We start from the raw sequence: 24949 nt of genomic DNA on the forward strand, positions 1-24949 counted from the left end.
CCGATTCCCAAATTTGTTCTGGCGACCTTCTTGCGGGGTCGGCAAATGTCATGGTGCCAAGTTACCCCGGAGGCGCATCTATTCCGTCCGAATCATGTGCGTACGTCCCGAACGTGTCAATTCCTCCGACGCAGGGATGCGAGTGGAAGCGAACCAACCGCCGCCCGCAAAGGCGCACTGACTGGTCAACTGTCGGCATGCTGCAACAGATTGCATTGCGCCACGGCCATCTCGCCGGATGGCCCGGCATGCGCCGCCTCAATAGCGCAACTGCACGTCGTCCACGCGGGCCGTGCGCCCGTTGTAGAGGCAGGTGAAGCGGAATCCGATCGAGGCATGGCTGTTGTCAGGCTCGAATGTGCCCTCGCCGGTGACCGCGGCGATGCCGCCGGGACGTGGGCTGACCTGCTCGCGGTCCTCCAGCAGGAAGATGCTGCCCGGCTCGGGGTGTCCCTTCCTGACATTGCTGGTGACGGCCTGCTCGCAGGCTTCGGCTGCCACTTTGGGCACGATCCTGGGCTCCGCCGCCGGGCGCGGCGCGGGGCGGCCTGCCTGCTGCGGCGGCGTCTCGCATGCGGCCACGAGCAATGCGAAGGCCAGGCATAGGGTCGAGGCTCGGAACAAAGCGGGCATCCTTCCTTCTCAATGTGCAGTACAGCAATCAGAGTAGGTCCTCCGGCAGGAAATGCCAAAGGCACACCGAGTGCACGGTGCCACCATGCGGAAATCCCCGGAGCAGAGCGAGCCGTCCAGCGCCGCTACACTACGGCCCTGCATGCGACGAAACCTCGCACGAACGCACCGGCGCGAGACCGGTCCTGCCACATCCTGCCGCGCGGCCCGGCCAGCGCGCCGACACAATGACAACGACAGAGACAAACCCGATCCAAGCCGCCAAACCGTCCACCCTGTTGCGCGCCGCTGCCAGCCTGCTGGTGGTGCGCGATGGCCCGCAGGGCATGGAAGTCCTGCTGGTACGGCGCGTCGAGCGCGCCAACGACCGCAGCAGCGGCGCCTACGTGTTTCCCGGCGGCACGCTGGATCCGCAAGACCAGGCCCTGCATGTCCATGCCGCAGGGCTGGACGACGCCGCGGCCAGCGAGCGCCTGAACCTGCCGGCCAACGGCCTGGACTTCTATCTGGCGGCCGTGCGCGAGTGCTTCGAAGAGGCCGGCTTGCTGCTGGCCTACCATCGCGATGGCGAGATGCTGGCTCCAGGGCACCTGGATGCCGCGAAGCAGGATTTCCTGCGCCAGGCAGTGCAGCGCGGCGGCTCCGGCCTGGCGCATGCGTGCGCCGAACTGGGCCTGCGCCTGGCAGCGGACCGCCTGGCCTACCACAGCTACTGGCTTACGCCCCCGGGCTTGCCCAAGCGCTTCGACACACGCTTTTTCGTCGCGATCGCGCCCGCCGGCCAGGTTGTCGTCCACGATGGCATGGAGATCGTCGAACACCGCTGGATTCGCCCCGGCGAAGCGGCGGACGCGGCCAGCGGCCTGGCGATGATGCATGTCACGCGCCGCACGCTGCAATCCATTGCCCATTTCGAGACCGCGCAGGACTGTTTTGCCAGTACCTCGCAGTTGCGCGACATAGCCTGCATCATGCCGCGGCTGGCCCAGGGCGCGGCGGGCGTACGCCCGGTCATGCCCAACGAGTCCTGCTATGCCGAGATCGGCCGCATCGACCCGGACGGCAGGGCCCACGCGCGCTATGAACTGGCGCCGGGCGAGCCCGTGCAGCTTTCCGGGCGGGTCTGGCGCGTCACCGCCAACAACGGCAGCGTGATGACGGGTCCGGGCACGAATACTTACCTGGTCGGTGGCGGCGCGCTCAACGAGTGGGCCGTGATCGATCCCGGCCCCGACGATGCCGCCCATGTGCAGGCCGTGCTCGCGGCCGCGCCGGGCCCGATCCGCTGGATCGTCGTCACGCACACCCATATGGACCACTCGCCCGCGGCGCCCGCGCTGCAGGCCGCCACGGGCGCGACGGTGCTCGGCCGCGCCGCGCCGGCCACGCAATGGCAGGACACCGCCTTTGCCGCCGCGCGCGAGCTGCAGCATGGCGAACGCATCGCCATTGGCGACGACTGCACGCTGCGCGTCATCCATACGCCGGGCCATGCATCGAACCATCTTTGCTACCTGCTGGAACAAGAGAAGACCCTCTTCACCGGCGACCATGTCATGCAGGGTTCCACGGTCGTCATCGCCCCGCCCGATGGCGATATGCGCGCCTACCTCGATTCGCTGGCCGCGCTGCAGGACGAAGACCTGGAATGGCTGGCGCCGGGCCACGGCTTCCTGATCGCGCGCCCGCAGGAAGCCATCCGCCTGCTCATGCGCCACCGCCTGCACCGCGAGGCCAAGGTGCTCAACGCGCTGCGCGATCTCGGTCCGGCCCCGATCGAGGCGTTGCTGCCGCGCGTCTATGACGATGTGCCGGAGCGCATGTACCCGGTGGCCCAGCGCTCTCTGCTGGCACACCTGCTCAAGCTGGCCGCGGACGGCAAGGCTGTCGAAGCGGATAGCCGCTGGCAGAGCGCCTGACTCGCTCCGCCTGCCCGCCGGGCTGCTATCGCTGCGGCGCGGCAGGCGCGCCTGCCTCCCAGGCCCGGCGCAGCGCATGCAGGTCGTCGGCGGAGGCATCGGTAATGGCCAGGAAGCGCATGCCGTCCGCATCCCAGCTCTCGAGCTGGTAGCCCTGCCGCGAACCCGATACTTTCGGGGGCAGCCCCGCCGCGCCTTCAGGGAAGACGAACACGTCGACCGGATGCCGGTTGCGCCGGTAGACCACCACGGCCACCGGACGGCCATCGACATAATCCAGCCTGCCGCCGGCCAGCACGAAGCCCTGCGCCGCCATGTCGCGCACGACTGGCGCATAGTCCAGCCGCCCGTTGAACCAGGGCTTGACCGTGTGCTGGTCCAGCGACGCCACGTCGAGCGGCCGCCCCGAAAGCAGTGCCCTGACGTGGCTGCCCACGATCTCGCGCGCCACGGCGTCCTCGTCATACCGGACCCTGGCCAGTTGTCCGACCCCGAGCGCGACCGCGACCACCATCGCCAGCGCGAGACCGAGCCCGGCCGGACTGCCCCAGGTGAACCACTTGCCCAGGCCCCGGCTTGGGCGGGCAGCCTGCTGCGGCGGCGCTGGCAGGCTTGCCATCAGCCGGGCACGCAGTTCGCCGTCGGCGCGATGATAGGTGGCGCCTTCGCGCACGGCGTCGCGCAGGGCGCGGATACGGGCAATCTCCGCGGCGCAGGCGGAACAGGACGCCAGGTGCGGCTCCAGCCGCGCCAGGTCGGCCGGGCCCAGCTCCCCGTCCGCGCTGGCATGCAGTAGCCAGCGAGCCTCATTACAGTCCATTGCCCACCTCCCCGGCCGTTCCTGCCAGGCCATCCACCCGGGCCGGATCCGCCGCCGGCACTCCGGGCCGCTCCCCGCGCAGCGCCGCCACCGCGGCGGCCAGCGCATGCCGCGCGCGGGCCAGCCGCGACATGACCGTGCCAAGCGGGATGGCGGCAACCTGCGCAATATCGCGGTAGCACATGTCCTCCAGTTCGCGCAGGACGATCACCTCCCGCAGTGGAGCGGGCAAGCGCGCCAGTGCCTCATGGACCAGGCGCACGTCTTCGGCGCGCAACAGGCAGCACAGCGGCTCGCGCTCGCCGGCATCCTGCCACCCGGGCCAGGCCTGCGCCACATCGGTGCCGTCCTCGTAGAGCGCGGCCTCGCGGGCAGGCCGGTTGCGGCTCCATGCGGAAAACCAGGTATTGCGCACGATGGCCAGCAGCCACGGCCGCGGCCGGTCGCCGTGGTAGCTGCCGAAGTAGGTGTAGGCGCGCAGCAGCGCCTCCTGCACCACGTCCTCCGCCTCGGCAGCACCGCCGCTGAGCCACCGCGCAAGGTTGTAGGCCGCATCCAGGTGCGGCAGGACTACCTCGGCAAACCGGCGGCGTTCGTCAGCGGCGTTCACGGCACTCCTTTGCCCGGACCTTGCGGAGTCCGCGCTTTGGCCTCCGCCCTCGCCGGTGTTTACCGGCGTCGGTACCAGTTTATTCCGTTGCACCGGTTTTCCAGTGCGCCGGCAGCGGCGCGGGAATAGAAACGGTCCGCGCGCGGTATGACAGGCATCGGCCTCGCGCCTCGCTCCCCAAGGAGAACACCATGCCCACGAATTCCGCTCCCAACCGGCGCGATTTCCTGCGCCTTGCCGCCGCTGCAGGCGGCGCCGTGCTGGCGTCCACCCTGCCCGGCTGGGCCGCCACGCCCGGCAAGGATTTCTACTTCGTGCAGCTTTCCGACCTGCACTGGGGCTTCCAGGGCCCGCCCAACCCTGATGCGCGCGGCACGTTGCCCAAGGCCATCGCGGCAGTCAATGCGCTGCCCGCCCCGCCAGATTTCATCGTCTTTACGGGCGACCTGACCCATACGACCGACGATCCGGACGAGCGGCGCCGGCGCATGCGTGAAGTGAAAGCGCAGATCGACACGCTCCAGGTCAAGACCCGCTACCTGATGCCGGGCGAGCACGATGCCAGCCTCGATCGCGGCGAGGCCTTCCAGGAGTTCTTCGGCCGCACGCATTACACCTTTGACCACCAGGGCGTTCACTTCATCGTCCTGGACAATGTGTCCGATCCGGCCGGGCGCGTCGGCACGGCCCAGCTCGAGTGGCTGGCCTCGGACCTGTCGCGCCAGCAGCGCGACGCCCCGATCGTCGTGTTCACGCACCGGCCGCTGTTCGACCTGTATCCGCAATGGGACTGGGCGACGCGCGACGGCGCCGACGTCCTGCAGCGCCTCGATCCGTACCGCAACGTCACGGTCTTCTACGGCCACATCCACCAGGAACACCACCACCAGACCGGCCACATTGCCCACCACGCCGCACGTTCGCTGATGTTCCCGCTGCCGCCGCCGGCCTCGCAGCCGATGCGCCAGCCCGTGCCGTGGGATGCCGAACACCCTTACCGCGGACTTGGGTGGCGCCAGGTCAGGACGCAACAGGCACCGTTGCGCCTGGCGCTGGATGAGCGGCCCGTTACCGGCTGAGGCCCCAAAGGAGAATGACGATGATCGAGCAAACGCCCTTCCAACCCGCGCGCCGCCGCAGCCTTGCCTGGCTGGCGGCACTGGCGGCCACGGTCCCGTTCTGGACCGCGTCGGCCGCTGAGCCGCGCCGCATCGCCGTCACCGCGCGACGCTTTGTGTTCACCCCGGACCGTATTGCGCTGCGCCAGAATGAATCGGTGATTCTCGAACTGACGGCGCTGGACGTCATCATGGGTTTCAGCGTGCCCGACCTTGGCATCCGCGCCGACCTGCCGCCCGGCAAGAAGGTGGAGGTCCCCATCCACGCCACGGCGGCGGGGTCGCACCTGTTCCTCTGCGACATCTTCTGCGGATCGGGGCACGAATCGATGAATGGACAAATCGAGATTCGTTGAATCGCGTGTCGCAGCCTGGCCCATCAGTGCTACCGTCGCTGCCGCCGGCCCCCTGGCACGGACACGGATATCCGGCCCCATCGAGGGCCGGATGCGGGCACACGTGGTAGCAGTCGTCGCCTGAGGGCTCGGCTCGCGCGCCCGGCAACATGCCAGCGTCGACGCGCCACTGGCCGAGGCGAGTAGCGCCATGCATGCCAACAAGCCGCCGTAGCGATCGCCAGTGATCTGATCCACGCCGCTTCCCCCACGCTGGTGGGGCAACCCCCAAACAGGTGATGTAGGGTTAGGCTCCGCTTTTCATAATATCTTCACGACCGGTCCATAGAGCCGGCATCCAGAAGGGGTCAGACATGGAATACATAACGTCGCTGGGCGCCTATATGGTCGCCCTGCTCATGGCGTTGCTATTGGCCGCGCGCTGGTCGCTGAAGCATGACCCGGCCCTGCGCGCCGAGCCGTCCGTCGAACCCGAACGCGAGCCCCCTTTGCGACGCGGCGACTGACAGGGTGAGGCCCCTGAAAGCCGGCCCGATGGCGTCACGACCTTCCACTGGCCTGGACCGCTGCCCCGCGCGCCGCGCGGCTCAGCTTTCGGCTGCCGTGCCGCGGTACGCGCCGGGCCGCGACCCGGTCCAGCGCCGGAAGGCGCGATGAAACGCGCCGGGCTCTGCGAAGCCCAGTTCCGCGGCAATGTCCGCCACGGGCTTGCCGGTACGGCTCAGCGCATCGATCGCCAGGTCGCGCCGAAGCTGGTCCTTGAGCTCCTGGTAGCTTGCGCCTTCGTCCATCAGGCGCCGCCGCAGCGACGACGCCGACAGGTTCAGGCTCAACGCCAGCGCCTCGAACGTCGGCCACTGCTCGGGCCGCTGGTTGCGCAACTGGCGGCGCACGCGCGCCGCCACGCTGCTGCGGTCCGAATACTTCACGACCACGTTGTGCGGTGCATCGCGCAGGAATGACTTCAGGCTGCGCTCGTCCTGCCGCACGGGCTGGTCGAGCAGGCAGGCGTCGAACACAAGCGCCGTGGCCGGCTGCCCGAACGCTGTCTGGCGCGAGTACATGATCCGGTACTCCGCCCCGTATGGCGGCTCGGCATAGGCAAACGACGCCAGCAGGATCGGCACGCGGCGGTGGAGCAGCCAGCTCATCAGGCCCTGCAGCATGATCAGCATGGTTTCCTGGGCGAATATGCCCGGCAGCCGGCCCTGTGCCGCGCACGGCGCGGTCAGCACCAGCGCCGCGCGGTCACCGTGCCGCTCGAGCCGGACACCAATGTCGTCGAGCAGCAAGCCGAAATAGCGCGCGACACGTTCCAGTGCCTGGGCGAAGGTGCGGCTGCCTGCGACCGCGTGGCACAGCATGGCAAAGCTGCCGCACTTCATGCTGCGCGAGTCCTGCCCGAAGAATTCATCGTCGAGCGCGGCGGCCACGGCCATCCACAGGTCGCTGTAGCTGGCCGTGGAGACGCGCGCCTGCGGCACCTCCAGCAGCGCAGACGCAATGCCGGCACGGCGCAGCACCGGCTCGGGATCCAGCCCGCGGGCAGCCAGCCCGGAGATGGCGTGGTGGACAAAGCAAATCGCGACGCTGCCTTTTTCCATGGTGCGGCCATGCTCCAGGCAGCCGCTGGGCGCCGGTCGGATGGCATTCGAGTTCATCAAGAATGGCGGATTTTGGCATAGGAGCGGCGGCAGGCGGTTTCTACACTGCGCCTGTTCCACCTGAAGACCGCCACAGACCCACTCAATCGCGCCAGCCGCGCCCCCTGCCATGCACAGCGACTACACCGAAGAGCAAACCATGATCCGCGACAGCGCGCGCGCCTTCGCCAGCGAGCGCCTTGCCGCGGGCGCCGCCGAATGGGACCGCGCCGGCCGGCTGCCCGAAGACGTGGTCGCCGCCATGGGCGCGCTGGGCCTGCTGGGCATGATCGTGCCGGAGGAATGGGGCGGCACCTATACCGACTACGTGGCCTATGCGCTGGCCATCGAGGAAATCGCCGCCGGCTGCGCCGCATGCGCCACGCTCATGAGCGTGCACAACTCGGTAGGCTGCGGGCCGGTGCTGCACTACGGCACCGACGCCCAGAAGCAGCGCTACCTGCCGCGCCTGGCCAGCGGTGAAGTGATCGGCGCCTTCTGCCTGACCGAGCCGCAGGCGGGCTCCGAAGCCCACAACCTGCGCACGCGCGCCCGGCCCACCGAGCGCGGCTGGGTGCTGAACGGCAGCAAGCAGTTCGTCACCAACGGCCAGCGCGCCGGCGTAGCCGTGGTATTCGCCGCCACCGAGCCGGAACTCGGCAAGAAGGGCATCTCCGCCTTCCTGGTGCCGACGGACACGCCGGGCTTTATCGTTCACGCGCCCGAGAAGAAGCTGGGCATCCGCGCCTCGGACACCTGCGCCATCACGCTCGATGATTGCGAAGTGCCTCATGACGCGCTGCTGGGCGAGCCCGGCGAGGGCCTGCGCATCGCCCTGTCCAACCTGGAAGGCGGGCGCATCGGCATTGCCGCACAGGCCATCGGCATCGCGCGTTCGGCGTTCGAGGCCGCGTGCCGCTATGCGTCCGAGCGCGTGCAGTTCGGCCGGCCGCTGCGCGAGCACCCGCCGATCGCCAACATGCTGGCCGACATGGCCACCGAACTCAATGCCGCGCGGCTGCTCGTGCATCGCGCCGCGCGCATGCGCACGCAAGGGTTGCCATGCCTGTCGGAAGCCTCGCAGGCCAAGCTCTATGCGTCCGAGCTGGCCGAGCGGGTCTGCTCCAAGGCGCTGCAGATCCACGGCGGCTACGGCTACCTGGAGGACTACCCCGTCGAGCGCCACTACCGCGACGCGCGCATCACGCAGATCTATGAAGGCACCAGCGAGATCCAGCGCATGCTGATCGCGCGCAGCCTGTAGCACCAGCTGGCCCCATCGAACCCGCTTCAACCTGCAAATCCAGAACCGACCGGAGACATCATGAGTGCACTGCCCCAGACCGCCAACGCCGTTCCGACCGTCCCGCTGCTGATCAACGGCGAGTGGGTGGAGTCTTCCGCCACGGAATTCCGCCTCGTGGTCAACCCGGCCACGCAGGAAGTCCTGGCGCGCGTACCGCTGGCCACCGCCAGCGAAGTCGCCGCGGCCGTGGATTCGGCACACCGCGCCTTTGCCACCTGGCGCCATACGCCCATCGGCGCTCGCCTGCGCATCATGCTGCGCTACCAGGCACTCATCCGCGAACACAGCAAGCGCATCGCGGCCATCCTCACGGCCGAACAGGGCAAGACGCTGGCCGATGCGGAAGGCGACATCTTCCGCGGCCTGGAGGTGGTCGAGCATGCGTGCTCGATCGGCACGCTGCAGCAAGGCGGCTTTGCCGAGAACGTGGCCGCCACGGTCGATACCTATACGCTGCAGCAGCCGATCGGCGTGTGCGCCGGCATTACGCCGTTCAACTTTCCGGCCATGATCCCGCTGTGGATGTTCCCGATGGCCATCGTCTGCGGCAATACCTTCGTGCTCAAGCCGTCGGAGCAGGATCCGCTGTCGACCATGGAGCTGGTGAAGCTGGCCGTCGAAGCCGGCGTGCCGCCGGGCGTGCTGAACGTGGTGCAAGGTGCCAGGGAGGTGGTGGACGCCCTGTGCACGCACCCTGATATCAAGGCCGTGTCCTTCGTCGGCTCGACCGCGGTCGGCACCCACGTCTACAACCTGGCCAGTGCGCACGGCAAGCGCGCGCAGTCGATGATGGGCGCCAAGAATCACGCCGTGGTGCTGCCCGACGCGCACAAGGAGCAAACCCTGAACGCGCTCGCCGGCGCAGGCTTCGGTGCTGCCGGCCAGCGTTGCATGGCCACCTCGGTCGTGGTGCTGGTCGGTGCCGCGCGCGAATGGGTGCCGGACCTCGTAGCCAAGGCGAAGACGCTCAAGGTCGGCGCCGGCGCGCAAGCCGGTACCGATGTCGGTCCGGTGGTTTCGGTTGCGGCCAAGGAGCGCATCCTCGGCCTGATCGCTTCCGGCGAGAAGGAAGGCGCCACCCTGGCGCTCGATGGCCGCAACGTCGAGGTGCCGGGCTACCCGCAAGGCAATTTCATCGGCCCGACCATCTTCACCGATGTGACGACCGAGATGTCGATCTACACCAACGAGATCTTCGGGCCGGTGCTGGTGGTCATCGGCGTCGATACGCTGGACGAGGCCATCGCGCTGGTCAACCGCAACCCGTTCGGCAACGGCACTGGCGTGTTCACGCAGAGCGGCGCGGCGGCGCGCAAGTTCCAGAGCGAGATCGACGTCGGCCAGGTGGGGATCAACATTCCGATCCCGGTGCCCGTGCCCTACTTCAGCTTCACCGGCTCGCGCGGCTCCAAGCTCGGCGACCTGGGCCCGTACGGCAAGCAGGTGGTGCAGTTCTACACCCAGACCAAGACCGTCACGGCACGCTGGTTCGACGACGCCACCGTGAATGATGGCGTGAACACGACCATCAGCCTGAAGTAAGCGGCACCGCTGCGCCGCCACATTCCGCCAGACCATATCCAGGAGACCCGACATGCATATCGCCTTCATCGGCCTCGGCAACATGGGCGCCCCCATGGCGCGCAACCTGCTCAAGGCCGGCCACACGCTGACCGTGTTCGACCTCAGCGCGGCTGCCGTGGCCTCGCTGTGCGCCGAAGGCGCGGCCTCGGCCGATTCCGCGCGCAAGGCGGTGGCGGAGGCCGACTTCGTCATCACCATGCTGCCCGCGGCCGCGCATGTCCGCGCGGCCTATCTTGGCGAGGACGGCGTGCTGGCGGGTGTGCGCCGCGGCGTGCCGCTGGTCGACTCCAGCACCATCGACCCGGCCACTGTGCGCGAGCTGGCGGCCGCCGCCGCGGCGCATGGCAATGCGCTGGCCGATGCGCCGGTGTCCGGCGGCACCGGCGGCGCACAGGCCGGCACGCTGACCTTCATGGTCGGCGCCACGCCGGCGCTGTTCGAGCAGGTCAGGCCCGTGCTTGCCAATATGGGCCGCAACCTGGTCCATTGCGGTGACACCGGCACCGGCCAGGTTGCCAAGATCTGCAATAACCTGATCCTGGGGATCTCGATGATCGGCGTGTCCGAGGCCATGGCGCTCGGCGTGCGGCTGGGCATCGACGCCAATGTACTGGCGGGCATCGTCAACACCTCGACCGGCCGCTGCTGGTCGTCGGATACCTACAACCCCTACCCTGGCGTGATCGAAACCGCGCCGTCTTCGCGCGGCTACACGGGCGGCTTTGGCGCCGAGCTGATGCTCAAGGACCTGGGGCTGGCGGCCGATGCCGCGCGCAGCGTGAAGCAGCCGCTGTTTCTCGGCGCGCTGGCACAGCAGCTGTATCAGGCCATGAGCCAGGCTGGTGACGGCCAGCTTGATTTCTCCGGGGTGATCCGGCAATACCAGCCCAAGACCGGGGCGTGACGGAAACCAGCCATGATCGAATTCGCCATCGATGGGCACATTGCCCGCCTCACGCTCAGCCGCCCGCCGGCCAATGCCTTCACGGCGGAGGGGCTGCAGCAGCTGCATGATCTTGTCGCCAGCATTGACACGAACCCGGAAGTCCGCGCCGTCGTCATCACCGGCAGCGGAGACCGTTTCTTCAGTGCCGGCGCGGACCTCAACGGCTTCGCCGAAGGCGACCGCGCCCATGCGCGCGTGATGGCGCAGCACTTCGGCGCGGCGTTTGAAGCGCTGCAGAATGCACGGCCGCTCGTGATTGCCGCCATCAATGGCTACGCCATGGGCGGCGGGCTCGAATGCGCGCTCGCCTGCGATGTGCGCGTTGCCGAGGAACAGGCGCAGATGGCGTTGCCCGAGGCCGGCGTCGGCCTGTTGCCATGCGGCTGCGGCACGCAGACCCTGCCGTGGCTGGTCGGCGAAGGCTGGGCCAAGCGCATGATCCTGACCAACGAGCGCGTGGATGCCGCCACGGCACTGCGCATTGGCCTGGTGGAAGAAGTCGTGCCGCGCGGCAAGGCGCTGGACGCCGCGCTGGCCATGGCCGAACGCGCCTGCGCCGTGAGCCCGCGCGCGGCGGCCTACAGCAAGCGGCTAGTGCACCTGGCACGCCAGGGCGTGCCGCGCCAGGCCGCGCTGGCACTGGAGCGCGAGCGCTTTGTCGACCTGTTCGACGGCGAGGACCAGCGCGAAGGCGTCAACGCCTTCCTGCAGAAGCGCGCGCCGCAATGGCGCAATGCCTAGGAACCCATCATGCGACTGACACCGGAAAACGCCCCTGCCAGCCCGCCGGCCGACACCGAACCGGAAGTCCTGTTCCAGGTCATCAACCGCGTCGGCCTGGTGACGCTGAACCGGCCGCGCCAGCTCAATGCGCTGTCCTACCCGATGGTCACGATGCTGTCCGCACAGCTCGATGCGTGGGCCGGACAGGAAGATATCGAAGCCGTGGTGTTGCGCGGCGCCGGGCCCAAGGCGTTCTGCGCGGGCGGCGACATCCGCGCGCTGTACGACAGCCATCGCGACGGCACGCCGCTGCAGCGGCAGTTCTTCATCGACGAATACCAGCTCGATTACCGCTTGCACCGCTATCCCAAGCCGGTCGTGGCGCTGATGGACGGCATCGTCATGGGCGGCGGCATGGGCCTGTCGCAGGCCACTCAGCTGCGCATCGTCACCGAACGTTCGCGCGTGGCCATGCCTGAAACCGGGATTGGCCTCGTGCCCGATGTCGGCGCAAGCCATTTCCTGTCGAAGATGCCGGTCCAGCTGGCGCTCTATCTCGGCCTGACCGGTGTGACCATTGGTGCGGAGGATGCCTTGCTGTGCGGGCTGGCGGATGCCGCGGTCAACAGCGTGACGCTGGCCGGCCTCGAAGATACGCTGGCGGCCGTGTGCTGGAGTGGCCAGCCGCTCGACGACCTGCGCCGCGCGCTGGTGCGCGAGCCGATCTGCAGCGCGGCGGACGCACCGCTGCTTGCCGTGCTGCCGGCGCTGCTGCGGCATTTCCCGGCCGACGCGGCACTCCCGGAGATCATTGCCGGCCTGGCCGGCCAGGACGATCCGCGCTACGCCGAGTGGGCCGCGCGCACGGCGGACACGCTGCGCAAGCGCTCGCCACTGGCCGCGTGTGCCACGCGCGAGCTGTTGCTGCGCGGCCGCCGGCTCGACCTGGCCGACTGCTTCCGCATGGAACTGGCCGTGGTGGTGCAATCGTTCACGCGCGGGGATTTCATCGAGGGCGTGCGCGCGCTGATCGTCGACAAGGACAACGCGCCGCGCTGGCGCGTGGACAGCTACACGGGCGTGGATCGCAGTGCGGTCGAGGCGCTGTTCGCGCGCTGGTGGCAGCCGGGCGACGATCCCTTGCACAGCCTGGATTGACACGCGGCACCTGCGATGAGCCTCGACGCGCTGCTTGCGCGCAGCCCATGGGCGAGCGCGCTGACGCCCGAGCAGTGGCAGCGCATGCGTGCCGACTTGCGCGAGCGCATCGTGCCGCCGGGCGCCTATGTTGCCCGCAAGGGGGCGCCGGCTGACTACTGGCTGGGCGTCGCGCACGGGCTGGTCAAGGTCCATTGCGCCGCGCCCACCGGCAAGCGCGCCACGCTGACTGGCGTGCCGGCCGGCGGCTGGCTTGGCGAAGGATCACTGCTCAAGCAGGAAGCGCGGCGCTATGACGTGGTGGCGTTGCGCGAATCGCGCATTGCCTGCCTGCCCGCCGCCACGTTCCGCTGGCTGCAGGAAACCAGCCTGCCTTTCAACCGCTACCTGATCGGCCAGCTCAACGAGCGGCTGGGCCTGTTCATTGCCACGGTCGAACATGAACGGCTGCACGGCGTGGAAGGCCGAATCGCGCGCTCGCTCGCGGCGCTGTTCAATCCGGTGCTGTGCCCGGGACTTGACCCGGCGCTCGAACTGACGCAGGAGGAAGTCGGCCTGCTGGCGGGTATTTCACGCCAGCGGGCCAATGCCGCGCTCAAGGTGCTGGAACGGGAGGGGCTGGTAAGGATCGACTATGGCACGGTGCACGTGCTCGACCTGGAAGGCCTGCGCGAGTTCTGAACGCAGGCCCGGGCCTGGCCCTCAGGCCTTGCCCTTGCCGTGCCCGTCCGCATGCTCGGCCGCCGGCACCCTGACCAGCCCGTCGGCACGGAACATCGCCTTGATGCCGCGCACCGCCTGCCGGATGCGGGCTTCGTTCTCGATCAGCGCGAAGCGTACGTACTCGTCGCCATAGTCGCCAAAGCCGATGCCCGGCGAGACCGAGACCTTCGCCTTGGCCAGCAGCTGCTTGGAGAACTCCAGCGAGCCCAGCGCGCGATACGGCTCGGGAATCCGCGCCCAGATATACATCGACGCCTTCGGGATATCCACCAGCCAGCCCGATTCGATCAGCCCCTTCGCCAGCACATCGCGGCGCGACTGGTAGTGTGCCGCGATCTCTTTCACGCATGCCTGCTCGCCTTCCAGCGCGGCAATGGCCGCCACCTGGACCGGGGTGAACGTGCCATAGTCGTGATAGCTCTTGATGCGGGTGAGCGCGGCGACGAGGTCCGGGTTGCCGACCATGAAACCAATGCGCCAGCCGGCCATGTTGTAACTCTTGGACAGCGTGAAGAACTCCACCGCGATGTCCTTGGCGCCAGGCACCTGCATGATCGACGGTGCCTTCCAGCCGTCGAAGACGATGTCGGCATAGGCCAGGTCGTGCACCACGAAGATGTCGTGCTTGCGCGCCAGCGCGATCACGCGCTCGAAGAAATCCAGCTCCACGCATTGCGCCGTCGGGTTCGACGGGAAGCCGAGCACGATCATCTTGGGCTTCGGGTAGCTGCCGCGGATGGTGCGCTCCAGTTCCGCGAAGAAATCGACGCCAGGCACCAGCGGCACCGAGCGGATATCGGCCCCGGCAATCACCGCGCCATAGATGTGGATCGGGTAGCTCGGGTCCGGCACCAGCACGGAATCGCCGCGGTCGAGCGTAGCCAGCATCAGGTGCGCCAGCCCTTCCTTCGAGCCGATGGTGACGATGGCTTCCGTATCCGGATCGATCTCGACGTCATAACGCTCGCGGTACCAGTGCGAAATCGCGCGGCGCAGCCGCGGAATGCCCTTCGACGCGGAATAGCCATGCGTATCCGGCCGCTGCGCGGCCTCCACCAGCTTCGCCACGATATGCGGCGGCGTGGCCCCGTCCGGGTTGCCCATGCTCATGTCGATGATGTCCTCGCCACGGCGGCGGGCGGCCATCTTCAACTCGGCGGTGATATTGAAAACGTAGGGGGGAAGGCGATCGATGCGCGCGAAGCGGCGCTTGCCAGAGCTGGCAGTCATGAAGGAGTCCTTTACGTAAGCGCCCGGAACCGTCCGAGCGACGTCGGCAACCGCTGTCTCGGCTGCCGGGGACTCATGTTAGCGGGGATATGGGGATCGCACAACGGGGGACGCCGATCTGCAGCGTGCCGCTACCAGATCGTCTTCACGTGCTTGTAGGCACGGATCTTCTCGTCCCTCGTTACCAGGGGCGCTCCGAGCCTGCGCGCTGTCGCGACGATCATCCGGTCTGCCGGATCCTTGTGAAACTCTCCCGGCAGCTGGACCGATTTGATCGAGATATCGACATCCACCGGAAAGAAGCAGACCGCTTCTATTTCCGACACCGTGTCGAGCCAGCTCTCCACGTCCATGGACAGCGCGAGCTTGTCGCGTTCCACCAGCATCGCGATCTCCCATGCTGAAATCGCGGAAACGATGATCTGCCCTTCCTGACATTCGCGGTCGATCGCCGCCTTGGCTCTGGCACTCAGCTCTGCGCTGGCGCTCGCCCACCAGACCAGGGCATGCGTGTCCAGCACGATCACTGGCCCGCCTCCCAGTCGACGTCAACCGGGTCGGTCGGGTTGTCATAGCGCACGACCGTGCCGGACAGGATTTCGAGCGGCTCCCGGTCAAAGCCGTGGAATGGACGCACTTCCAGCGTAGGCTTGCCGTGGTCCGTCACGATCACGTGCTGGCCGGATTGTTCGACTTGCCGGAAGTACTCCAGCGCCTTCGCCTTGAATTCCGTTTTGGAAACCTGCATGCCCGGCATGGTAAGCCCTCGAATTTTCTTCGAACGCATCATCGCACCTGATATGACCATAGTGAATAGTCATTTTACGACATGAGGTTGAGATTCGTCTGTTAAAGCCAGCAGGACCCATGCAAGACGGTCCGTCGGCGAGGCGGGAGGCGGGAGGAGACTTGCCTGCCCGCGTCACAACAACTTTCCACCGGGCGGACTCGTCGGCCGATCGGCCGGCAAGTGCTGGATGATGCAGTCGAGCGCGCGCGTGTCCGCCTTGCCAGCGCCCAGCGCCGCACCGACCGAGGTCCGGTACTGCGCCGGCGTTATCCGCTTGTAGTAAAGGCGGGAGGTCTGGTCCAGCCAGTAGACGTAATCATCGTCGTCGGTGCTGGCACTGCGGCGCAGCCATTCGCTGATGTTGTTGTTGCCGACGACCATATTGGGACAGGTGGTCTTCAGCGAATCGAGATAGGCATTGAAACCCTTGGCCTCGATGTTGCGGACCGAGTCCGGTGCGCACGCGGCGAGCATCATCGTGACGCCCGCCGCCGCAGCAACCTGCAACCTTCTCCAACCGGAAGTAGGATACGGCACGGCAGCCTCCTTGCGAGTTGCGTTGCCGTCATCTTAAGCTATCCGGATGCTGGTCAGTCTTCGAGCGTTTCATGCACGGCGGCCGCGCCACGCGCGCCTACACGAACTCCGGCACCCAGCCGCCCTGCTCGGGCTCGACCTGCCCCGGCAGCCCCGAGGAACGTGCGCCCCGGCTACTTCATCCGGTACCAGTGGAATCCGTCCGGCCCGGTTTCCCGGACCGCTTCGCCCCGGTGCATCAGGTAATTCAGGTGCGCGATGCTCTCGCCGGTGGCCATGCCGAGCAGGCCCGGGCTGTCGATGGGCCGCGAAAACAGCTGCCCGAACACATCGACCGCGCGCCGCGGCTCGGCCAGTGCCTCACGCAGGCGATCGAGTGCCTGGTGCTGGCTGCGCGCGAGGTAATCGAGCCGGGCGTGCAGCCCACGGAACGGTTCGTTGTGCGCGGGCAGCACCAGCACGTCGTCCGGCACCTCGCGCCGGAGCTTGTCGAGCGAGTCCAGCCAGTCGCCCATGGGATCCGCTTCCGGTTCGGTCGGAAACACCGAGACATTGGACGAAATGCGCGGCAGGACCTGGTCGCCGGAAACCAGCAAGCCGAGCGCCGGGCAGTACAGGCACGCATGCTCGGGCGAATGCCCGTTGCCGACGACCACGCGCCATTCGTGCTCGCCGATGCGCAGCACATCGCCATCCGTCAGGCGCTGGAAGCTCTCGGGCAGCGCGTGCACATACTTGCCGAAGCCGCCGAAGCGGGCCCGGTAGACTTCAATGTCGTCCTCGCTCCAGCCGGCCTGCCGGTAGAAGTCGACGCCCTCCTGCGGCGCGGCGCGGCCGGTATCCGCGGCCAGTACGCGGCACATCAAATATTCCATCGACGTCATCCAGAGCCGGCAGCCGAACTTGCGCGTCAGCCAGCCGGCCATGCCGACGTGGTCCGGATGCATGTGGGTGACGAACAGCCGCGTCAGGCCGCCACCGGCCAGCGCGCCGCCTTCGGCGAACAGCGTGCGCCAGGCCGCCGCGGTTTCCGGCGTCTGCAGGCCGGAGTCCACCGCCGCCCAGCCGGCGCCGTCGCGGATAGCCCAGAGATTGATGTGGTTGAGGCCCAGCGGCATCGGCATGCGCAGCCAGCGCACACCGGGCGCGACCTCATGCGCCTGGCCTGGCGCGGGCGCGTCGCCGCAGGGGTAGTCGAGGGTGGGCTTTTCGAGGGGAGACTGCGTGGTCGGGGCGTGCTGGCTCATGCTCTCTCGGTCTTGTCAGTGTCGGGCTGTCCGCCCGAGTGCCCGCCGTTGCGGCGAGCCCGGGTCTCTTGTCCAGCAGACACCTTAGCCGAGTTGGCCCCTTCGTGTCACGCGCCGTTTCAGGCGCTAGCGCTGCCGTGCCGGCAGCACCTTGCCCGGATTGAGCAGGTTGCGCGGGTCCAGCGCCTGCTTCACCTGCCACATCAGTTCGATCTCCACGGGAGACTTGAACTGCGCGAGGTCATCCCGCTTGACCACGCCGATGCCGTGTTCGGCCGAGATCGAGCCGTTCTCGGCATGCGCCATCGCATCCACCAGTCCGGAAATGCGCGTGTACCACTGCGCCAGGAACTCCTTCGCCGGCTGGTCCTTGGGGCGCAGCGGATTGAAGTGGACGTTGCCGTCGCCCATATGCCCGTAGATCACCATGCGAGCCGCCGGCTCCAGTGCCAGCACCTGTGCGGACGCGTCTTCCACGAAAGCCGCGATGCGCGACAGCGGCACCGAAACGTCGCACTTGATGCTGCCGCCCGTGCGGGTCTGCGCGTCCGAGATCTCTTCGCGGATACGCCAGAAGTTCTGGGCATCGGACAGGCTGGCCGCCACCGCAGCGTCCAGCACCAGCCTTTGCCCGAAGCCGGACTCCAGGATCTCCATCAAGGTCGCATTGAGGCTCTCCGCATCGGTGCCCGACGTGAGTTCGATCAGCACCATCCAGTCGTGCATTTCGGGCAGCGGCGACGGAACATGGCCCAGGTACTCGAGCACCAGTTCCAGCGCCGGCCGCGAGATCAGTTCGAATGCGGTCACGGCTTGCCCCGACAGGCGCTTGGCCTCACCCAGCAGTTGTACCGCCGCTGCCGGGCTCTGCACGGCAACGAACGCCACCGCCGTACTGCGTGGCTGCGGCATCAGCTTGAGCACCGCACCGGTGATGATGCCCAGCGTGCCCTCTGCGCCAATGAACAGGTGCTTCAGGTCATAGCCGGTGTTGTCCTTGCGCAGCCCGCGCAGCTGCGAGTAGATGCGTCCGTCCGGCAGCACGGCCTCGATGCCCAGCACCAGGTCGCGCATATTGCCGTAGCGCAGCACCGCGGTGCCGCCGGCATTGGTGGACAGGTTGCCGCCGATCTGGCATGAGCCTTCCGAGCCGATGCGCAGCGGGAACAGGCGCTGCTCCCCTTCCGCCGCGCTGCGCGCCGCGCTCAGCGTGACGCCCGCCTGCAACGTCATGGTGTCGTTGATGGTGTCGATGGCCAGCACGCGGTTCATGCGTCGCAGGTTGATCACCACCGCGGTCCCCGTGCCGTCGGGCACCGCGCCGCCCATGAGCGAGGTGTTGCCGCCTTGCGGCACCACCGGCACGTGGTTGGCGTAGCACCACTGCATGACCTGGCTGACCTCCTCCGTCGACGCAGGCAGCACCACGACCTGCGCCTTGCCATGGTAGATGCCGCGGTAGTCGGTGATGAAGGGCTGCATGTCGGCGTCGCCGCTCAGGCAGGCGTTCTCGCCGACAATGGCCTGCATCGCGCGCAGGGTGGTTTCCGGATTCGGGGCTTGGGCTTCGGCTTGCATGTTGCGATCGGGCATTCGGGGTCGGGTTCAATAAGCGGCGGACGGTGCGCCGCCAGTGCTGCCGGCCTGCTGCGGCTTGAATTCCGCCGCCAGGCGCCGTGCCGCGCTGGCGTACATCGTCACGTCGACGCCGGTTGCCACGAAGGTACAGCCAAGTTCCAGGTAGCGGCGGGCCAGTGCGGGGTCGGAAGTCAGCGTGCCGGCCGCCTTGCCGCTGGCGATGATGGTCCGCATGGCGCCTTCGATCGCGGCCTGCACGTCCGGATGTCCCGCCTTGCCCCGATAGCCCATCGACGCAGCCAGATCCGCCGGGCCGATGAACACGCCGTCGACGCCGTCCACCGCGCAGATCTCCTCCAGGTTCTTCAGCGCCGTCACGGTTTCCGCCTGCACGAGCAGGCAGACCTCGTCATCGGCTACGTCCAGGTAGTCCGCGCGGCTGCTCCAGCGCGAGGCTCGCCCGACCGCACTGCCCACGCCGCGGATACCCTGCGGCGGGTAGCGCGTGGCGCTGACAATCATGCGCGCCTGCTCGGCCGTGTCGACCATCGGCACCAGCAGGGTCTTTGCCCCGATATCGAGCAGCTGCTTGATCAGGGCGACCTCGCCCGCCACCGCGCGCACCACGGGCTGCGATGCATACGGCGCCACAACCTGCAGCGCCTGCAGGGTCGAGCGCAGGTCGTTCGGCGCGTGCTCGCCGTCGATCAGCAACCAGTCGAAGCCGGCGGTGGCCGATACCTCGGCCAGGTAGGGGGTGGCCATCGACAGCCAGAGGCCGATCTGCGCCTGGCGGGCCGCCAGGGCGGCCTTGAACGGGTTGTGTGCGGGCATGGTGTTCTGTATCCGGGGTACTGGGGGTGTTGCCGCTCAGCCGAGCTGGCCCTGGCAAAGGTACTTGGTATGCAGGTAGTCGTCCAGCCCGTGGCGGGAGCCTTCGCGCCCATAGCCGGATTCCTTGACGCCGCCGAACGGCGCGGCCTCGGCCGCAATGGCGCCTTCATTGATGCCGACCATGCCGGTCTCGAGCGCCTGCGCCACGCGCCAGATGCGGCGCACATCGTTCGAGTAGAAATACGCGGCCAGCCCGAACGGCGTGTCATTGGCGTCGCGGATCACTTCGGCCTCGTCGCGGAAGCGGAAGACCGGCGCCACCGGCCCGAAGGTCTCTTCGCAGGACAGTTCCATCGCCGGCGTGGCATCGACCAGCACCGTCGGTGCGTAGTAGTGCGGACCCTCGGCCGTGCGCAGACGCCGTCCGCCCGTCACCACGCGCGCGCCCTTGGCCACCGCGTCTTCGACATGCCGCGCGATCTTGTCGACGGCACGCGCGTTGATCATCGGCCCGATCTGCGCATGCTCGTCCGTGGCAGGGCCAACGTGCAGCGCGCCAACGCGGCGTGCGAGCCGCTCGACAAAGTCGTCGTGCACGGACTCGTGCACGTAGACCCGGTTCGGGCATACGCAGGTCTGCCCGCCATTGCGGAACTTGGACGCCATCAGGCCATCGACCGCGGCGTCCAGGTCGGCATCCCCGAACACGATGAACGGCGCATTGCCGCCCAGTTCCAGCGACAGCTTCTTGAGCGTGCCGGCCGATTCGCGCGCAAGGTGCTTGCCGACCGGCGTGGAGCCCGTGAACGTGATCTTGCGCACGCGGCTGTCGGCCAGCCAGGCATCGACCACGGCCGGCGTGCTTTCGCGCGACGCCGTGACGATGTTGAGCACGCCCGCCGGCAGCCCGGCCTGCTCCGCCAGCCAGACCAGCGCGAGCGCGGTCAGCGGCGTGTCCTCGGCGGGCTTGGCCACTACCGTACACCCCGCTGCCAGTGCCGGTGCGATCTTGCGGGCGATCATCGCCAGCGGGAAATTCCAAGGCGTGATGGCCGCCACCACGCCTACCGGCTCCTTGAGCACCAGCAGTTTGCGGCCGGGCACGGCCTCCGCGACGATGTCGCCGCAGATGCGCGTGGCCTCTTCCGCAAACCACTCCACGTAAGAGGCGCCATACAGCACCTCGCCCACTGCTTCTTTCAGCGGCTTGCCCTGCTCGGTGGAGATGATGCGCGCCAGGTCATCCTTGTTCTCGAGGATCAGCGCGTGCCAGCGCTTGATCAGTTGCGCGCGCTCGCGCGCCGGGCGGGCGCTCCAGGCTGGGAACGCGTCGGCGGCGGCGTCGGCTGCACGGCCCGCGTCGTCATCGTCGCTGTCGGGCACATGGGCGAACACCTCGCCCGTGGCCGGATTGGTGACGGCAAGGCGGCGGCCCTGCCCGGCATCGCGCCATTGCTGGTTGATGAAGTTCTGCCCGCGCAGCAGCGCGGCATTGGCAAGAGTCAGGGACATGGAAGTTGCGTTAGGAATGCAGATGCAGCGCTCAGCTGACGATGCCCAGGTGCCAGGGCACGAACTCGTTGTCGCCCAGTCCCAGCAGCTCGCTCTTGGTCGGCAGGCCGGACGCGGCCTGCAGGATATGTTCGAAGATGCGCTGCCCCATCTGCTCGATCGTCAGCACACCATCCACCACCAGCCCGCAGTTGATATCCATGTCCTCCTGCAGGCGCGCGTACATGGGCGAATTCGACGCGAGCTTGATCGTCGGCGCCGGCTTGGAGCCGAACATCGAGCCACGGCCCGTCGTGAAGCAGATCAGGTTGGCGCCGCTGGCAATCTGGCCCGTCACCGCCACCGGGTCGTAGCCGGGTGAATCCATGAAGACGAAACCCGCCTGGTCGATCGGCTCGGCGTACTCGTACACCGCCTGCAGCGGCGTGGTGCCGCCCTTCATGGCCGATCCGAGCGACTTCTCGAAAATGTTCGCCAGTCCGCCCTGCTGGTTGCCGTGACCGACCACGCCGTTGAACTGCGCGTTGTGCCCGGCGGTGTAGCGCTCCCACCAGGCCAGGCGATCGAGCAGCTTCTGCCCGACTTCCGGCGTGACCGCGCGGCGCGTCAGCATGTACTCCACGCCGTGGATCTCCGGCGTTTCCGACAGGATCGCGGTACCGCCATGGCGCACCAGGATGTCCATGGCCGCGCCCAGCGCCGGGTTCGCGCTGATGCCGGAGAACCCGTCCGAGCCGCCGCACTCGAGCCCGATCTTCAGATGGCTGGCCGACACGCGCCGGCGGACCGCCAGGTTTGCGGCCGGCAGCATCGATTCCACGGCGCGGATGCCTGCCTGGATGGTCTCGCGCGTGCCGCCGGTGTCCTGCATGACCAGCGTCTGCATGGCCGCGCCCGGTTCCAGCCCTTGCGATTCCACCAGCCCGGCGACCTGGTTGCGCTCGCATCCCAGGCCCACGATCAGCACGCCGGCCAGGTTCGGATGCCGCGCATAGCCGGCCAGGGTACGGCGCAGCACGTCGAAGTGCTCGCTTGGCGACGACATGCCGCAGCCGCTGGTCTGCGCGAAGGCCACCACGCCGTCCACGTTCGGATAGGCGGCCAGCCGTTCCGGCGTGAAATGCGCGGCGATCTGCCGGATCACGGTCGACGAGCAGTTCACCGACGACAGAATGCCGACGAAATTGCGCGTGCCGACGCGGCCATCCGGGCGTACAAAGCCCATGAACGTGGCCCGCTCCGCTTCCGGCACGTAGTCGATCTCGCGCACGTCCTGGCAAAAGCCCGGATCACGGTAGAAGTCCACCAGCCTGAGGTTGTGCGAATGCACGTGCTCGCCGGCCGCGATATCGCGCGCCGCGACGCCGATCACGGTGTCGTATTTGCGCACCGGCGTGCCGCCGGCAATGGCGCAGGCCGCGATCTTGTGGCCGGCCGGAACCTGCGCACGCACGCGCAGCGCGGGATCGGACAACTGCTGCCCCAGCGCCAGTTCACCCCTGGCGATCAATACGTTGTCGTTGGCATGCAGCCGGATGACGGGATTCGTATTCACTTGGCACTCAACCTTGCTGCAGCAGTTCCTTGAGCCTCAGCTCCTGGATCAGCTGGGTTTCCTGGGCGTACACCGTTGCCACGTACTTCTTGTAGTCGGGGCCATCGAGGTACATCACGGGTGCGTCAAGGCGCGCGGCCACATTGTGAAACTCGGTGCTTGCCACCGCAGCACGGAAGGCGTCGCGCAGCTTCTTCTCGATGGCCGCTGGCAGGCCCTTTGGTGCGCCGATACCGTTCGGCGCCTCCACCACCACGTTGAAGCCCAGTTCCTTCAGCGTGGGCGTCTCCTTGAAGCGCGTGGCGCGCTGCTCGCCCCAGGTCGCCAGCAGGCGCAGCTTGCCGGCCTCGACGTGCGGGGCCCACGAGCTGGAGTCGGCCAGCAGATCGACCTGGCCGGCCAGCACATCCTGCAGCGCCGCGGCGCCGCCCTTGTAGGCGATGGCGTTGAACTTCACGCCGGCCGCCAGCGCGAACTGCTCCATGCCGACGTGCGTGGCGCCGCCGATGCCGGCATGCGCGTACGTAATCCGACCGGGACTGGCCTTGGCCGCGGCTACGACATCCTGCAGCGTCTTGAAGCGCGAGTTCGTGGGTACGGCAATGCCGAAGGTCTGGCCCGAGGTGCGCGCCAGGTAGGTCAGCTCGGTGCGCGGGTCCAGCTGCAGCATGCCCAGCTGCGAGAAGCGCGTGACCGAGATCGGGATCTGCCCGATGGTGTAGCCGTCCGGGTTGGCCCGCGCCAGTGCCTTGGTGCCGATCATGCCGGACGCGCCGGCACGGTTCTCGACCACGATCGATTGTTTCAGGATGCCGGAGGCCACCTGGCACAGGGCGCGCATGGACTGGTCCGCGGTGCCGCCCACCGGCCAGGGGCAGATGAACGTGATGGGACGCTCGGGATACTCCGCCGCGGCAGCGTGGCCCACGCCAGGCAGGAGCATGCCGGCCGTACCCGCGGCAGCGGCCGCCGCACCGCCGATGAGCAGCTTGCGACGCTTCGGATTGAAGGGGAGTCCTTGAGTCATGGGGGATGTCTCCGTTGTTATGGGGCGGACAGGCCGCCCGCGCTGTGCCTGCATTGTGTTCGCGCCAAACATAACAATCCAATCAGAAACTGGCATTGCTACATAACATCATCGTTATGTAGACTCGGGCCATGGCCAATATCGATCGCGCACTGCGCTCCAACATCAAGTTACGCCACCTGCAGTTGCTGGTGGCGCTCGATGAATTCCGGCACCTGGGCCGCACGGCCGAATTCCTGTCGGTCAGCCAGCCGGCCGTCTCGCGCGTGCTGACGGAAGTCGAGAAGATGCTCGGCCTGACGCTGTTCACGCGCTCCACGCGCGGCACGGAGCCCACGGCGGCCGGCGAATCGCTGGTGCGTTTCGCACGCTCGGTGCTGGCGCAGTATGAGCAGACGCGCGACGAGATCGCCGCCGTCGAAAGCGGTGCATCGGGGCGTATCCGTATCGGCTCGATGGGTGCGGCGCTGCCGGCACTGCTGGCGCGCGCGGTGGGCATGCTCAAGGAGCGTTCGCCGCGCGCCACCGTGCTGGTCGAGGAAGGCGACCTGACCCACTTGCTGCCCAAGTTGCGCCTGAGCGAGCTGGATCTCATCGTCGGCAGGCTCGAACCCGGCTATGCCGCGCCGGACCTGCTGGCCGAAGCCTTGTATGACGATCCGATGGTCGTGGTAGTCAGGCGCGGGCACCGCCTCACGCGCAAGTCCGGCCCGGGCTGGCGCGACCTGGCGCAGATGCCGTGCGTACTGCCGCCGCCCTGGGCCTCGCTGCGGGTAAAGATCGAGCAGGCCTTCCACCAGCACGGCCTGCACCCGCCGCAGGACGTGATCGAGTCGTCGTCCTACCTGGCCCTGGCCACCTTTGCCGCCGAGCGCGACGCGGCGGGCTTCATGGCCCGTTCCGCCGCGCAGGCCCTGGAGGCCGAGGGCCGCCTGCGGATCCTGGCCATGGACGTGCCGGTAGATCTGCCCCCGGTAGGGGTCATGACGCTGCGCGAGCGCGCGCTGACCAGCAGTGCCGTACAGATGACCGACTACCTTCGGCGCGCCGCCGCCGGGTTGACGGCGCGCGGCCAGGCGGCATAAAAGGGCTACCATACC

General features: G+C 67.9%; 25 protein-coding genes. 11 read left to right on the forward strand and 14 right to left on the reverse strand.

Annotated elements, in window-relative coordinates:
* Window positions 1–258: 258 nt before the first annotated feature.
* The gene (locus CupriaWKF_RS27575; RefSeq protein ID WP_276101603.1) at window positions 259–510 is read right to left on the reverse strand and encodes a hypothetical protein; all 252 of its coding nucleotides are present in this window, start codon (window positions 508–510) and stop codon (window positions 259–261) included.
* Between the two features lie 350 nt (window positions 511–860).
* Here CupriaWKF_RS27575 and CupriaWKF_RS27580 point away from each other — a divergent pair, with 350 nt between their 5' ends.
* Window positions 861–2552, forward strand: a complete 1692-nt coding sequence (locus CupriaWKF_RS27580; RefSeq protein ID WP_276101604.1) for an MBL fold metallo-hydrolase — start codon at window positions 861–863, stop codon at window positions 2550–2552.
* A 25-nt stretch (window positions 2553–2577) separates the two neighbouring features.
* Here CupriaWKF_RS27580 and CupriaWKF_RS27585 read toward each other — a convergent pair whose 3' ends face one another.
* Together CupriaWKF_RS27585 and CupriaWKF_RS27590 are read right to left on the reverse strand one after the other, a co-directional pair.
* Entirely contained in the window at window positions 2578–3372 is a 795-nt protein-coding gene (locus tag CupriaWKF_RS27585) for an anti-sigma factor (protein WP_276101605.1), read from the reverse strand.
* Window positions 3362–3982: an RNA polymerase sigma factor gene (locus CupriaWKF_RS27590; protein WP_276101606.1), complete on the reverse strand. Its 621-nt coding sequence runs from the start codon at window positions 3980–3982 to the stop codon at window positions 3362–3364. The genes CupriaWKF_RS27585 and CupriaWKF_RS27590 overlap by 11 nt, the downstream gene beginning before the upstream one ends.
* A 191-nt stretch (window positions 3983–4173) precedes the next feature.
* On the opposite strand from CupriaWKF_RS27590, the gene CupriaWKF_RS27595 reads away from it, so the two are divergent.
* From CupriaWKF_RS27595 to CupriaWKF_RS27605, 3 genes are all read left to right on the forward strand, one after another.
* Window positions 4174–5061, forward strand: a complete 888-nt coding sequence (locus tag CupriaWKF_RS27595) for a metallophosphoesterase (protein WP_276101607.1) — start codon at window positions 4174–4176, stop codon at window positions 5059–5061.
* Between the two features lie 20 nt (window positions 5062–5081).
* Window positions 5082–5456: a cupredoxin domain-containing protein gene (locus CupriaWKF_RS27600; protein WP_276103234.1), complete on the forward strand. Its 375-nt coding sequence runs from the start codon at window positions 5082–5084 to the stop codon at window positions 5454–5456.
* A 353-nt stretch (window positions 5457–5809) separates the two neighbouring features.
* On the forward strand, window positions 5810–5962 hold the full coding sequence (locus tag CupriaWKF_RS27605) for a hypothetical protein (protein ID WP_276101608.1): 153 nt from the start codon (window positions 5810–5812) through the stop codon (window positions 5960–5962).
* An 81-nt stretch (window positions 5963–6043) separates the two neighbouring features.
* On the opposite strand, the gene CupriaWKF_RS27610 is transcribed toward CupriaWKF_RS27605, so the two are convergent.
* Complete coding sequence (locus CupriaWKF_RS27610) at window positions 6044–7060, reverse strand: AraC family transcriptional regulator (RefSeq protein ID WP_276101609.1); 1017 nt, start codon at window positions 7058–7060, stop codon at window positions 6044–6046.
* 169 nt (window positions 7061–7229) lie between these two features.
* Here CupriaWKF_RS27610 and CupriaWKF_RS27615 point away from each other — a divergent pair, with 169 nt between their 5' ends.
* From CupriaWKF_RS27615 to CupriaWKF_RS27640, 6 genes are read left to right on the forward strand one after another with little or no spacing between them, the layout of a single operon-like run.
* Window positions 7230–8363 (forward strand): acyl-CoA dehydrogenase family protein, encoded by a 1134-nt coding sequence (locus CupriaWKF_RS27615; protein WP_276101610.1) that lies wholly within the window; start codon window positions 7230–7232, stop codon window positions 8361–8363.
* A gap of 60 nt (window positions 8364–8423) precedes the next feature.
* Window positions 8424–9947, forward strand: coding sequence for a CoA-acylating methylmalonate-semialdehyde dehydrogenase (locus CupriaWKF_RS27620; protein ID WP_276101611.1), 1524 nt, complete (start codon window positions 8424–8426; stop codon window positions 9945–9947).
* Window positions 9948–9999: 52 nt separating this feature from the next.
* Window positions 10000–10893, forward strand: a complete 894-nt coding sequence (gene mmsB / locus CupriaWKF_RS27625; protein WP_276101612.1) for a 3-hydroxyisobutyrate dehydrogenase — start codon at window positions 10000–10002, stop codon at window positions 10891–10893.
* Between the two features lie 12 nt (window positions 10894–10905).
* A complete protein-coding gene (locus CupriaWKF_RS27630) occupies window positions 10906–11676 on the forward strand; it encodes an enoyl-CoA hydratase (protein ID WP_276101613.1) in 771 nt (256 codons plus the stop codon).
* Between the two features lie 9 nt (window positions 11677–11685).
* Window positions 11686–12816 (forward strand): enoyl-CoA hydratase/isomerase family protein, encoded by a 1131-nt coding sequence (locus CupriaWKF_RS27635; RefSeq protein WP_276101614.1) that lies wholly within the window; start codon window positions 11686–11688, stop codon window positions 12814–12816.
* Window positions 12817–12831: 15 nt separating this feature from the next.
* Window positions 12832–13497 carry a Crp/Fnr family transcriptional regulator gene (locus tag CupriaWKF_RS27640; protein WP_276101615.1) on the forward strand — a complete coding sequence of 222 codons (666 nt, stop codon included), beginning with the start codon at window positions 12832–12834 and terminating at the stop codon, window positions 13495–13497.
* 21 nt (window positions 13498–13518) lie between these two features.
* On the opposite strand, the gene alaC is transcribed toward CupriaWKF_RS27640, so the two are convergent.
* From alaC to CupriaWKF_RS27690, 10 genes are all read right to left on the reverse strand, one after another.
* The gene (gene alaC, locus CupriaWKF_RS27645; protein ID WP_276101616.1) at window positions 13519–14769 is read right to left on the reverse strand and encodes an alanine transaminase; all 1251 of its coding nucleotides are present in this window, start codon (window positions 14767–14769) and stop codon (window positions 13519–13521) included.
* A gap of 131 nt (window positions 14770–14900) precedes the next feature.
* Window positions 14901–15296, reverse strand: coding sequence for a type II toxin-antitoxin system VapC family toxin (locus CupriaWKF_RS27650; protein ID WP_276101617.1), 396 nt, complete (start codon window positions 15294–15296; stop codon window positions 14901–14903).
* Entirely contained in the window at window positions 15293–15526 is a 234-nt protein-coding gene (locus CupriaWKF_RS27655) for a type II toxin-antitoxin system Phd/YefM family antitoxin (protein WP_276101618.1), read from the reverse strand. The genes CupriaWKF_RS27650 and CupriaWKF_RS27655 overlap by 4 nt, the downstream gene beginning before the upstream one ends.
* A 165-nt stretch (window positions 15527–15691) precedes the next feature.
* Window positions 15692–16036 carry a hypothetical protein gene (locus CupriaWKF_RS27660; protein ID WP_276101619.1) on the reverse strand — a complete coding sequence of 115 codons (345 nt, stop codon included), beginning with the start codon at window positions 16034–16036 and terminating at the stop codon, window positions 15692–15694.
* 233 nt (window positions 16037–16269) lie between these two features.
* Window positions 16270–17343, reverse strand: coding sequence for an MBL fold metallo-hydrolase (locus CupriaWKF_RS27665; RefSeq protein ID WP_276101620.1), 1074 nt, complete (start codon window positions 17341–17343; stop codon window positions 16270–16272).
* 126 nt (window positions 17344–17469) lie between these two features.
* Window positions 17470–18873 (reverse strand): FAD-binding oxidoreductase, encoded by a 1404-nt coding sequence (locus CupriaWKF_RS27670; protein WP_276103236.1) that lies wholly within the window; start codon window positions 18871–18873, stop codon window positions 17470–17472.
* Between the two features lie 75 nt (window positions 18874–18948).
* The gene (gene hpaI / locus CupriaWKF_RS27675) at window positions 18949–19755 is read right to left on the reverse strand and encodes a 4-hydroxy-2-oxoheptanedioate aldolase (protein ID WP_276101621.1); all 807 of its coding nucleotides are present in this window, start codon (window positions 19753–19755) and stop codon (window positions 18949–18951) included.
* A gap of 36 nt (window positions 19756–19791) precedes the next feature.
* Window positions 19792–21267, reverse strand: a complete 1476-nt coding sequence (locus tag CupriaWKF_RS27680) for an NAD-dependent succinate-semialdehyde dehydrogenase (protein ID WP_276101622.1) — start codon at window positions 21265–21267, stop codon at window positions 19792–19794.
* Window positions 21268–21298: 31 nt separating this feature from the next.
* A complete protein-coding gene (locus tag CupriaWKF_RS27685; RefSeq protein ID WP_276101623.1) occupies window positions 21299–22822 on the reverse strand; it encodes an altronate dehydratase family protein in 1524 nt (507 codons plus the stop codon).
* Between the two features lie 7 nt (window positions 22823–22829).
* A complete protein-coding gene (locus CupriaWKF_RS27690; RefSeq protein ID WP_276101624.1) occupies window positions 22830–23849 on the reverse strand; it encodes a tripartite tricarboxylate transporter substrate binding protein in 1020 nt (339 codons plus the stop codon).
* A gap of 131 nt (window positions 23850–23980) precedes the next feature.
* Here CupriaWKF_RS27690 and CupriaWKF_RS27695 point away from each other — a divergent pair, with 131 nt between their 5' ends.
* The gene (locus tag CupriaWKF_RS27695) at window positions 23981–24934 is read left to right on the forward strand and encodes a LysR substrate-binding domain-containing protein (RefSeq protein ID WP_276101625.1); all 954 of its coding nucleotides are present in this window, start codon (window positions 23981–23983) and stop codon (window positions 24932–24934) included.
* Window positions 24935–24949: the final 15 nt, after the last annotated feature.

Origin of the sequence: Cupriavidus sp. WKF15 (genome assembly GCF_029278605.1) — a bacterium.
Classification (GTDB): Bacteria; Pseudomonadota; Gammaproteobacteria; order Burkholderiales; family Burkholderiaceae; genus Cupriavidus.

Bases quoted from the DNA above. Each gene is read 5' to 3' on its own strand.
- CupriaWKF_RS27580 (WP_276101604.1), top strand. From the start codon at position 861: ATGACAACGACAGAGACAAACCCGATCCAAGCCGCCAAACCGTCCACC.
- CupriaWKF_RS27585 (WP_276101605.1), bottom strand. From the start codon at position 3,372: ATGGACTGTAATGAGGCTCGCTGGCTACTGCATGCCAGCGCGGACGGG.
- CupriaWKF_RS27595 (WP_276101607.1), top strand. From the start codon at position 4,174: ATGCCCACGAATTCCGCTCCCAACCGGCGCGATTTCCTGCGCCTTGCC.
- CupriaWKF_RS27600 (WP_276103234.1), top strand. From the start codon at position 5,082: ATGATCGAGCAAACGCCCTTCCAACCCGCGCGCCGCCGCAGCCTTGCC.
- CupriaWKF_RS27605 (WP_276101608.1), top strand. From the start codon at position 5,810: ATGGAATACATAACGTCGCTGGGCGCCTATATGGTCGCCCTGCTCATG.
- CupriaWKF_RS27610 (WP_276101609.1), bottom strand. From the start codon at position 7,060: ATGGAAAAAGGCAGCGTCGCGATTTGCTTTGTCCACCACGCCATCTCC.
- CupriaWKF_RS27615 (WP_276101610.1), top strand. From the start codon at position 7,230: ATGCACAGCGACTACACCGAAGAGCAAACCATGATCCGCGACAGCGCG.
- CupriaWKF_RS27620 (WP_276101611.1), top strand. From the start codon at position 8,424: ATGAGTGCACTGCCCCAGACCGCCAACGCCGTTCCGACCGTCCCGCTG.
- mmsB (WP_276101612.1), top strand. From the start codon at position 10,000: ATGCATATCGCCTTCATCGGCCTCGGCAACATGGGCGCCCCCATGGCG.
- CupriaWKF_RS27630 (WP_276101613.1), top strand. From the start codon at position 10,906: ATGATCGAATTCGCCATCGATGGGCACATTGCCCGCCTCACGCTCAGC.
- CupriaWKF_RS27635 (WP_276101614.1), top strand. From the start codon at position 11,686: ATGCGACTGACACCGGAAAACGCCCCTGCCAGCCCGCCGGCCGACACC.
- CupriaWKF_RS27640 (WP_276101615.1), top strand. From the start codon at position 12,832: ATGAGCCTCGACGCGCTGCTTGCGCGCAGCCCATGGGCGAGCGCGCTG.
- alaC (WP_276101616.1), bottom strand. From the start codon at position 14,769: ATGACTGCCAGCTCTGGCAAGCGCCGCTTCGCGCGCATCGATCGCCTT.
- CupriaWKF_RS27655 (WP_276101618.1), bottom strand. From the start codon at position 15,526: ATGCCGGGCATGCAGGTTTCCAAAACGGAATTCAAGGCGAAGGCGCTG.
- CupriaWKF_RS27660 (WP_276101619.1), bottom strand. From the start codon at position 16,036: ATGATGCTCGCCGCGTGCGCACCGGACTCGGTCCGCAACATCGAGGCC.
- CupriaWKF_RS27665 (WP_276101620.1), bottom strand. From the start codon at position 17,343: ATGAGCCAGCACGCCCCGACCACGCAGTCTCCCCTCGAAAAGCCCACC.
- CupriaWKF_RS27670 (WP_276103236.1), bottom strand. From the start codon at position 18,873: ATGCAGGCCATTGTCGGCGAGAACGCCTGCCTGAGCGGCGACGCCGAC.
- hpaI (WP_276101621.1), bottom strand. From the start codon at position 19,755: ATGCCCGCACACAACCCGTTCAAGGCCGCCCTGGCGGCCCGCCAGGCG.
- CupriaWKF_RS27680 (WP_276101622.1), bottom strand. From the start codon at position 21,267: ATGTCCCTGACTCTTGCCAATGCCGCGCTGCTGCGCGGGCAGAACTTC.
- CupriaWKF_RS27690 (WP_276101624.1), bottom strand. From the start codon at position 23,849: ATGACTCAAGGACTCCCCTTCAATCCGAAGCGTCGCAAGCTGCTCATC.
- CupriaWKF_RS27695 (WP_276101625.1), top strand. From the start codon at position 23,981: ATGGCCAATATCGATCGCGCACTGCGCTCCAACATCAAGTTACGCCAC.